The following is an 8,409-nucleotide window of genomic DNA, read 5'->3' on the forward strand; positions in this document are numbered from 1 at the left end:
GTGGTGGCGGCCGTTGGGGTTACTCGTTTACTTCGGCTTGTGCTCGAGGCATTTCCTCGTCCGCCTTGTAGGCTCTGATATCGATCAGCGCTGCAACATGTCGGATGTGCACGTATTTCAGCGCCTTGCGGCTTTTGTCCAGGGTGGTAACGGGTAGCTCGATCCGGCCGCTGGTGATCCCTGCCTCGAATGACTCCTTGTTGAGGTTGCGGAAATACTGCTCGCGCAGCCTTTCAAGGGGGATCAACACGTCACCGAAGGTTCGGTAGAGCAGTTCGACAGTGGATGAATCCGGTGCGGGGTGCAGTCGCAGCGGTGCTTGGCTGTTATTGCTCATGGCTCTGTTGGGCCTCCTTGCGTTTGTGGCGTGCCGGGTGGTTCCAGGCATTCAGGCAGTGGCTTTTGGTCAACTCCCGCAGATGTTCCGGTACCTCAAGGAGCGCAGCGTTGCGCTCCTCTTTAGTACGCAGGGCTAAGATCTGGCGGGCGTATTCTCTAGGCCACGTCACGGCGGTCTGGAGTTGCCGGGATCTCCGGCATCTCCAGCCCCAGCTGTTCAGCAAGCCAGCGCAGGCCGGCTTGCTTCACTCGGGTGGACTGGCTGTATTGCATCCCGAAATCCGGGTGCCACCATTGGCCGTTCTTGATGCTCAAGTACTCGCGGTCCCGGTGGGGGTAGGCCGGCAGCTTTTTGTCGTTGAGCAGGCCCTTCTCGCGCATGAGCTTGATCAGCGTTGGGCGGGTGATGCCAAAGTACTTGGCGGTCTTTGCGAGGTCGCGTTCCATGGTTGCCCCCTATGCCGCGTGTGCTGCAGGAGTTGCGACTGCAGCCAAGTGGTTGATGGACTCGACGATCTTCTCGTACATCTCGGTGTCGCTACCGCACACGGTGAAGCACTTGGTGTGGGGCTTTTTCACACCAATGCTCAAGATGGTCGTCACGGCTTTGCGCGTGATGTTGCGATGGAGGGCAATGTGAATGGGGAGGTCGAACCCCATGTCCAGGCTGAGAGTGCCGCCTGTGCGTACCAGCTCGAACACCTGCTGCCGTTGTTCGGTTTCAAAGGTACCGAAGCGTCGGCTCGCGTGGGGAAGTGCCAGCAGATCGGCTGGGCTGCTTGGATCGAAGGGGCCGTTAACGATCTCTTCGATAAAGTCGGCCAGCTTGAGGTGCATCTTCTTTTCGTTTTGCAGGGTCAGCGTGTGGCGTTCGCTTCCCAGCTCGACGGTGAAGAGCGTGTCGGATTTGCTGCGTTCAACCTTTAGCCGGAACGACAACACATCACGCCGCGGGGTGGACCGGAGCGTATGAGTAAAGGTTTCGGTCAGGTTGACCTGGGCCTGGAGGAGGGTCAGGGTCCGATTGTCGAGTTTGAACTTCCTCATGCTGCGTGCCCTCCGCCATTTGGATCGAAGGGGAAGGGCTGATTGTTTTGGGCGACGAGCTTGGGTTTGTTGTTGTGGATAATGATCAAGCAGCCTGTGGTGGATTGCAGCTGCTCGATCAGTTTCCGGTTGCTGGTGCACGCCGGATGGACGTGCAAGGTTGCCGTGGTGTGCATGGTGTTGCCTCGCTCTGTGGTGGAAGAGTGAGCAAAATATCAATCACTGGTTGATTTTTGTCAACAACCATTGGTTGATATTTTTGAGGGGATCCTTATTTGTGGTAATTATCTTGAGTATTCGGAAAGGGTTGCTGATTGGATCCCTGCTTATGCAGTTCTACGAGCAGGAGGGCAAAAACGGACAAGGAATACAGCAGAAATGGCGAAACCAAGCCTGACCAGCGTGCAAAAAGCAGCACTCGTTGCGCTAAGCCAGTGCGAAATAGATCAGCAAAAAATAGATAAATACCTGTGGACGGTCACGCTAAACAGTGTTGAGTATGCTGGAGCGACCATAGATAGCCTTGTAAGTCGCGGCGCTATCAAGAAAGTTAGAGCCCATAAAGCTTCGAACACCCCCGCTCACTACGTACTGACTGAATTAGGTAGTGAGTGGGCCGGCCACTTGCCGAAAGATCTGAAGAAAAAGAAATATGTCTCGCCTTGGCAGGCCCACAAAGAATCACGCGGCGAATATATGAGCATGCAAGCCGCCCTCACAGCAGCCGGATCAAAGTTCAGATCAGCCACCATTTATGAGCTCATGCAGCTCGAAGGCTTGGTGCGCAAAGTTTCAAGAACTTTGCCCTCTGGGGAGGAAACTTTTTTCCGAATACTTACGGCAGATGGTGAAAAGTACGGACGAAACATTCCGACTTATCACCCAGAGGAAACCGAAGTTGTTTTCCACCCAAACGATATACCAGCCCTTCTGGAGCGCATTGGGGCTTCGTAAGCAGGGTAGGGACTCGACAGGATAAGAACATTCGATAAAACGACAAGCCCTGTTACTTTTCCGCAGAGTTGGTCATTCGGGAAGAAATGTCCCAACTACTTTCCCGCAAATATGTGTCTCTTCCGTAAACTCAATGATTGGATACTGTGGATTGATTGGACGTAAGTATTGTCGTCCAGCATCTTCAACCAGTATCTTAAATGTCGCTTCATTCGTGCGCGGTATCTGGGCAACTACACGATCACCTGCCTTTGTTACGACCTCTGGATCAACAAAAATTATGCAGCCTGCGGGATAACTGCGCCCTGGCCCAGGGTTGGTCATGGAGTCGCCAAGCACCTTAAGGGCGTATCCGTTTGAGCTGATGGGGACTGGGCAGGAAAGCCATGAGTCGGCGTCGTATGGCTCAAAGTTTGTGGTTGACTCACACCAGGCACCTGCCTGCACCCAAGAAATCAGCGGTACCTTGCCAAAACGTTGTATTAGTTCACTGACGTTGCTGTTTCCTTGGTTGACCAACTGGATCACATTGCTTTCGTTGGTCTGTTCTTTTGGGAGTACGCCGTATTCCAACCACTCCCGTCTTACCTTCAGCCACGTACAGAGCGCTGCCATGCTGTCGGCTTCTGCCATAGCTTCGCCGTTGAGCCATTTACTGATGGCTTGAGTGGTTTTATCAACCCCCAGGCTCTTTAGCTGCTTATGGATATCCACGCCGCGACCCCGGCTGCGTATGCCGGCATCGTTGAGGGCTTCGTGAAGGCGCATGCTGAAAGCAGTGCGTAACGTATTTTTATCAACCATTGGTTGAGAGTGCCATGAAGCTTGCGCAATAGTCAGTTGATGTTTAATATCAACTCCGAGTTGATAAAAGGAATCTCTCATGTTGGACCCCGCTGATTTTCCGAGCCCAATTGCGTTTGCTTTTGAAGCTGTAGGTGGCATCGGTGCCGCTGCTAAGATTTGCGGCCGTAGCTATCAGGCGCTTAACAAGTGGCGTCTAGCGGCCAGTCTCCCGCGTACCGATTACACGGGTGAAACCCAATACGCCAAGCTTTTGGCTACAGCCGCAAAGCAAAAGGGTAATGCGTTTGACGCTATCTGGTTACTTCAAGCGTCAGCCCCGCAAAAAGTTGCGGCGTAGTTAGAAAAAAGGCGACCCAAAGGTCGCCCAGTTCCTCCCGGCACGCACCACCACAGCGCTGCCGGGTCGCGGTAAAGGGTAGGCGGGCACACCACATGCGAACCGCTGACCTTTACCGCGCTTTCCAAGGCTTGGAAGCCCTGGGTTGCTGCCTTTCTCCACCACAGATTGAGGCAGCTGTTGCGCCAGGGGTGAGCGACGGATCGCTTGCCCCGGCACGGTGCCGGTGTCGGTCTTGCGGACCTAGCCGGCTTTTGGGCCCTTTCAAGCCACGCGGCAAATGTATCACCACTGCATGTCGCGCGGCACTGGCAACTTAATAGGATTAATGCCATGAGCCGAATTGCTCTGAGTTGTATTGATCGGGCGCAGCGGGAAGTCCTGCCGCTCGATCTCGCGCTTTACCACGCTGCACGGGACTACCCCGGCGGCGCCGCAGCCATCGCCGCCACCACCGGCAGAAACGCCACCACGCTGCAGCACAAACTGTCCCCGACCCACCCCAGCCACACCGTGAATATTCAAGAGTTCGGCGAGATTCTGGAACTGACCAAGGATCGCCGAATTCTTGATGCCGTTCATGCCCTGGTCGGCGACACGATCTGGCAGGAACTGGCAGAGACCTACACAAACGACATGCCCGAAACCCTGACCACTGGCATCGCGGAGTATTTCCGGCAAGTCGCTGATCTGGCCGAGACCTGGGCCAAGAGCATCGGTGATGGGGTAGTGAGCGACGCCGAGCTGGCCGCGATTCGCCTGCAGGTGTTCCGCGGTATTCAAGGGCTGCTGGGGTTGTTCAACCGCGCCACGTACGTCAACCAGACAACGCGGGGTGCTGACCGTGGCTGACATTGCCGACTTTGCCAACGACCTGGTGCAGGAGCGTATCGACCAGGCGCTTGCTGCACGTAACGCCGCCAAGCCTGCTTTGGCGGCGCATTCGTTCATGTTCTGTGAGGGATGCGATGAGCCAATCCCGGAAGCACGCCGTTTAGCTTCGCCGGGGTGCACCCAGTGTGTGGGCTGTCAGGCAGTCGACGAAGCGTGGGAGGCCCGCCATGCTCGATGAGGTATTGGGGCAGTTCGCAGACTACGGCCTTGAGCCCGCGCAGCCGTTGGTTTTTGGCAAGCTCACTCGCTGCAAGACCTCGCAGGACAAGGGCAAGGAAAAAAACGGTTGGTACGTCGTCCACGAACATCGGACTGAAAAGGGCGAAACTCTGATTTTCGGCAGCTTCGGTGACTGGCGCTCGGGCGAGACGCAGAAGATCAAGGTCAAGGCCGGGCGGATGTCGCCGGAGGAGCGCGAGGTTATGCGTGCTCGGCAGGAAGAGGCCAAGCGCCGCGCCGCCGAGATCGCGGCCAATGCCGCACGTCGGGCGGCGAAACGGGCGGCGGGTATGTTCAACCGCATGCCGGAAAAGGGGCGCAGCGACTATCTGGATCGCAAACAGATCGTCGGCTTCGGCGTTCGCTATGCGCCGCGGTCTGGGTCTTTCCTGGTGCCGATGTGCAACGTACGGGACGAGATTGTCGGCCTGCAGGTGGTCTTTCCATCGAAGCAGGAAGACACCGGTCGAGACAAGTCCTATTGGCCCTACGGGATGTCGAAGGAGGGAGCATTTCACCTGATCGGCCCGCATCCGGATCCGGGCGAGCCGGTGCTGGTCTGTGAGGGCTACGCCACTGGTGCGAGCCTGCATATGGCAACTTCATTGACGGTTGCTGTCGCGTTCGATGCAGGCAACCTGTTGATGGTCTGCAAGGCCATGCGTGAGCGCTTTGCAGGTTGCCCGCTGATCATCTGCCGAGACGATGACTGGAAGACCAAAAAGCCGAATGGTGATCCTTGGAACCCTGGAGAAGAGAAGGCCAGCAATGCTGCGCTGATCGTGGGTGGCCAAGTGGTTGCGCCGACTTTCTCGGTAGAACGGGAGGAGAAGTGGACCGACTTCAATGACCTGCATGTTGTGGAAGGTCTGGAGGCGGTACGTCGCCAGGTATTGGCGGTGGTCAAGCCGCCTGCAGCTGGTGGCTGGAAGGATCTGCTGGCTCGTAGCGAAAGCGGTGCCTTGATCGCGCATATGCAGAACGTCGAACTGATCCTGGCTAATGATGAGCGCTGGGCTGGGGTGATCAGTTACAGCGCCTTCAGCTCGAAGATCGTTAAGTTGCGTGCGGCCCCTTATGGCGGTGGCACGGGCGATTGGGCCGACATCGACGATATGCGTGTCATGAAGTGGCTCGCGCAGCAGTACAACTTGCGGGTCAAGGCGTCCCACGTGATCGAGGCGGTCAGTGTGGTTGCTCATGACCATGCCTTTCACCCGGTGCGCCAGTATCTGCAAAAGCTGGAGTGGGACCGAGTGCCACGCCTGGAAAGCTGGTTGACCGATGTCATGGGCGTGAAGCTCAGCGACTACACGTCCAAGGTCGGCAAACGTTGGATGCTCTCGGCCGTAGCCAGGGTGATGAAACCCGGCTGCAAGGCCGACTCGGTGATGATTCTCGAAGGGGCTCAGGGCGCTGGTAAGTCAACGGCGATGAGTATCCTCGGCGGCGAGTGGTTCATGGACACGCCGTTCGCCCTGGGCGACAAGGACGGTTTCCAGGCAATCCGCGGTAAGTGGATCGTCGAACTGGGCGAGCTGGACAGCTTCAACAAGGCCGAGTCGACCAAGGCCAAGCAGTTCTTCTCGGCATCCACTGATACCTACCGCGAGAGCTACGGCCGCAGGACTATGGACGTGCCACGCCAGTGTGTTTTCGTGGGTACGACCAACCAGGATGAATACCTCAAGGACGCCACGGGCAACCGCCGCTATTGGCCGGTGGCATGCACCAAGGTCGAGCTCGAGCTGCTGCGGCAGATCCGCGATCAGCTGTGGGCCGAGGCCATGTTCTGCTACGAGGCGGGCGACCTCTGGTGGGTAACGTTGGACGAGGCGGCGATGTTCGGCGAAGTACAGGACGAACGCTTCGTGGTGGATGAGTGGGAAGGTCCAATCCTGACCTGGCTTGAAGAGTCGCAGATCGGCGAAACCACCACCGGCAGCGAGGTGCTGGCCAGTGCACTGAAGCTCGACTACGGGCATTGGGGCAAGCCGGAGCAGATACGGGTCGGCGCGATCATGCACCGGCTGGGTTGGCGGCGTGTGCGTTTGCCGGCGTTGGTGAAAAGCGGTCAGCGGCCCTGGGCTTACAAGAAGCCGGCCGGGTGGGGCGGTGCGTCAGCGTTGCAGCGGGAAGCGTTCGAGGAGCCTTGCTTTGATTAAGCGAATCGACGACATGCTCAAGCTGTGGGCTGAGGATCTGCATAGCCCGCACGAAGGTGGCTCGGAGCTGGGCGGCGGCAACATGATCGCGATGCTGATGGAGTGCAAGGGCGAGCTGATACGAGGGACTCGCGGCAGCCGGGTGTTGCTGGACGAGTCGGCGGATATCGAGCTGATCGTGAACAAACATCTGCCTGCGCAGCTGTCGGTTCTTGTCCGGGAGCACTACTGCAACCACGACAGCTTCTTGTCGCAGAAGATGTTGCATTGTGGATGCAGTGCGCCGACCTACTACCGCCGCTTGCATGAAGCTCATGTACTGATCGACGGCATGCTGATGGGGAAGGCTGCGTGACCCTAGGCATGACCTCGGCTGTCGCTGTCCCATTGGCCCGCCTTGTCCCATTGTGTTTTGACATGATGGGACAAGCGCGGGCCTTGTGTTTGTTGGCGTGTCCCATGGTCCCACCAAAAACACCGCCCGCCCGCATGAGCGGAGAGCAGACCTGTACGCGCTATCGCGCGCATGCGTGTTTTTAGATTTTCTTCCTTACACGAGAAAAAGAGGAAATAGATAGGACAATGGGGCAGAGCCCCGAATTTAGGCGCTCTCAGGAGTCCCATACTCAGGTTGAGGTATGGGACATATGAGACACCGCCGAAGCAACAGAATGCCGTGGGTAGATATTCGCCGACATTCGCTAGACGTTCACCCGGTGTTGCCCACTTATTCACCGGGTGGCATTAAAGTGGGGTTGCTGCCATGAGAATCGACCTGTAAAAAGTAGCCATCTTCGATAGGTGCGACCGCAGAGAGCGGCAGGCACCACACTCACCAAACCCGGCCCTTGTGCCGGGTTTTTGCGTTTAACGCTAACGGGTTTCAGCTACGACGCGTTTCTTCTGGTCCATCACTTGGAAAGCCACGATCGTAATTAGTGAGATCACCGAGAAGACGATCAGGCTGATCAGGTTCATCGAGTACAGAACGATATCGATCCGGGTTAAGGGCTGAGTACTGGTGGAAAACTCAATGATTTTCCAAACCCCTGTCGAAACAAGTATCACGCAGGATAGGTAAACCCAGCCTCTATAAGCCTTTTGGCCCAGCTTGGCCCAGAACTGTCGAAAGTGTTCTTTCTGCTCGTCAGTGGCCTGTATCCACATTAGGACGAATGTAGGAAGAGCTACCAACGCTGCCAGCGCACCAGCAATACCAACCGCGAGACTTACTGATTCAAAAACAGTCATGAACATCTCCATAAGAACACGTGAGCAATGAAGCCAGCGTTGAGTTGGTAGCGCCCAACCGAAGTACACCGACGATCAATCAGGAAAATCTTATGACAAACGAGCAACAAGCGCTGGCGGAAATGCCGATCTGGTTAGTAATCGTCTTGGCCCTGGTCGGGGGTATATCTGGCGAGATGTGGCGGGCAGACAAGGACGGGGCGCGAGGCTGGGTATTGCTGCGTCGGCTTGCTCTTCGATCCGGTGCCTGCATTGTCTGCGGCGTGTCGGCGATGATGCTGATGATTGCAGCGGGTATGTCGATCTGGACAGCAGGCGCCTTGGGGTGCCTGACCGCAATGGCCGGCGCCGATGTTGCGATTGGCCTGTACGAACGCTGGGCCGCCAAGCGGTTGG

At 56.9% G+C, this 8,409-nt stretch carries 13 protein-coding genes; 7 read left to right on the forward strand and 6 right to left on the reverse strand.

Features of this window, described 5'->3' with window-relative positions; translation table 11 throughout:
- Positions 1–19: 19 nt before the first annotated feature.
- From J4E58_RS29940 to J4E58_RS29955, 4 genes are all read right to left on the reverse strand, one after another.
- The gene (locus J4E58_RS29940) at positions 20–337 is read right to left on the reverse strand and encodes a pyocin activator PrtN family protein (RefSeq protein WP_087091427.1); all 318 of its coding nucleotides are present in this window, start codon (positions 335–337) and stop codon (positions 20–22) included.
- Positions 338–495: 158 nt separating this feature from the next.
- On the reverse strand, positions 496–786 hold the full coding sequence (locus J4E58_RS29945) for a phage antirepressor KilAC domain-containing protein (protein WP_053259957.1): 291 nt from the start codon (positions 784–786) through the stop codon (positions 496–498).
- 9 nt (positions 787–795) lie between these two features.
- Positions 796–1,386: a hypothetical protein gene (locus J4E58_RS29950; RefSeq protein WP_087091428.1), complete on the reverse strand. Its 591-nt coding sequence runs from the start codon at positions 1,384–1,386 to the stop codon at positions 796–798.
- Positions 1,383–1,562 (reverse strand): hypothetical protein, encoded by a 180-nt coding sequence (locus tag J4E58_RS29955; RefSeq protein WP_087091429.1) that lies wholly within the window; start codon positions 1,560–1,562, stop codon positions 1,383–1,385. The genes J4E58_RS29950 and J4E58_RS29955 overlap by 4 nt, the downstream gene beginning before the upstream one ends.
- A gap of 202 nt (positions 1,563–1,764) precedes the next feature.
- Between J4E58_RS29955 and J4E58_RS29960 the strand changes: the two genes are divergently transcribed.
- Entirely contained in the window at positions 1,765–2,340 is a 576-nt protein-coding gene (locus tag J4E58_RS29960; protein ID WP_087091430.1) for a hypothetical protein, read from the forward strand.
- Positions 2,341–2,412: 72 nt separating this feature from the next.
- Here J4E58_RS29960 and J4E58_RS29965 read toward each other — a convergent pair whose 3' ends face one another.
- Complete coding sequence (locus J4E58_RS29965; protein WP_087091431.1) at positions 2,413–3,144, reverse strand: LexA family transcriptional regulator; 732 nt, start codon at positions 3,142–3,144, stop codon at positions 2,413–2,415.
- Between the two features lie 79 nt (positions 3,145–3,223).
- Here J4E58_RS29965 and J4E58_RS29970 point away from each other — a divergent pair, with 79 nt between their 5' ends.
- From J4E58_RS29970 to J4E58_RS29990, 5 genes are all read left to right on the forward strand, one after another.
- Positions 3,224–3,484: a hypothetical protein gene (locus J4E58_RS29970; protein WP_087091432.1), complete on the forward strand. Its 261-nt coding sequence runs from the start codon at positions 3,224–3,226 to the stop codon at positions 3,482–3,484.
- Between the two features lie 333 nt (positions 3,485–3,817).
- The gene (locus J4E58_RS29975; protein ID WP_172963051.1) at positions 3,818–4,336 is read left to right on the forward strand and encodes a phage regulatory CII family protein; all 519 of its coding nucleotides are present in this window, start codon (positions 3,818–3,820) and stop codon (positions 4,334–4,336) included.
- Positions 4,329–4,556, forward strand: coding sequence for a TraR/DksA family transcriptional regulator (locus tag J4E58_RS29980; protein ID WP_081002223.1), 228 nt, complete (start codon positions 4,329–4,331; stop codon positions 4,554–4,556). Before J4E58_RS29975 ends, J4E58_RS29980 begins: the two co-directional genes overlap by 8 nt.
- The gene (locus J4E58_RS29985; RefSeq protein ID WP_087091434.1) at positions 4,546–6,762 is read left to right on the forward strand and encodes a VapE domain-containing protein; all 2,217 of its coding nucleotides are present in this window, start codon (positions 4,546–4,548) and stop codon (positions 6,760–6,762) included. Before J4E58_RS29980 ends, J4E58_RS29985 begins: the two co-directional genes overlap by 11 nt.
- Positions 6,755–7,117 (forward strand): hypothetical protein, encoded by a 363-nt coding sequence (locus tag J4E58_RS29990; RefSeq protein ID WP_007926991.1) that lies wholly within the window; start codon positions 6,755–6,757, stop codon positions 7,115–7,117. The genes J4E58_RS29985 and J4E58_RS29990 overlap by 8 nt, the downstream gene beginning before the upstream one ends.
- Positions 7,118–7,635: 518 nt before the next feature.
- Here the strand turns inward: J4E58_RS29990 and J4E58_RS29995 are convergent.
- The gene (locus tag J4E58_RS29995; protein ID WP_007926993.1) at positions 7,636–8,013 is read right to left on the reverse strand and encodes a hypothetical protein; all 378 of its coding nucleotides are present in this window, start codon (positions 8,011–8,013) and stop codon (positions 7,636–7,638) included.
- 92 nt (positions 8,014–8,105) lie between these two features.
- Between J4E58_RS29995 and J4E58_RS30000 the strand changes: the two genes are divergently transcribed.
- On the forward strand, positions 8,106–8,409 hold a 304-nt coding region (locus tag J4E58_RS30000), incomplete at its 3' end, for a phage holin family protein (protein WP_207255352.1).

It is taken from the genome of Pseudomonas sp. FW305-25, from assembly GCF_017351415.1.
GTDB classification, from domain to species: Bacteria; Pseudomonadota; Gammaproteobacteria; order Pseudomonadales; family Pseudomonadaceae; genus Aquipseudomonas; species Aquipseudomonas chlororaphis.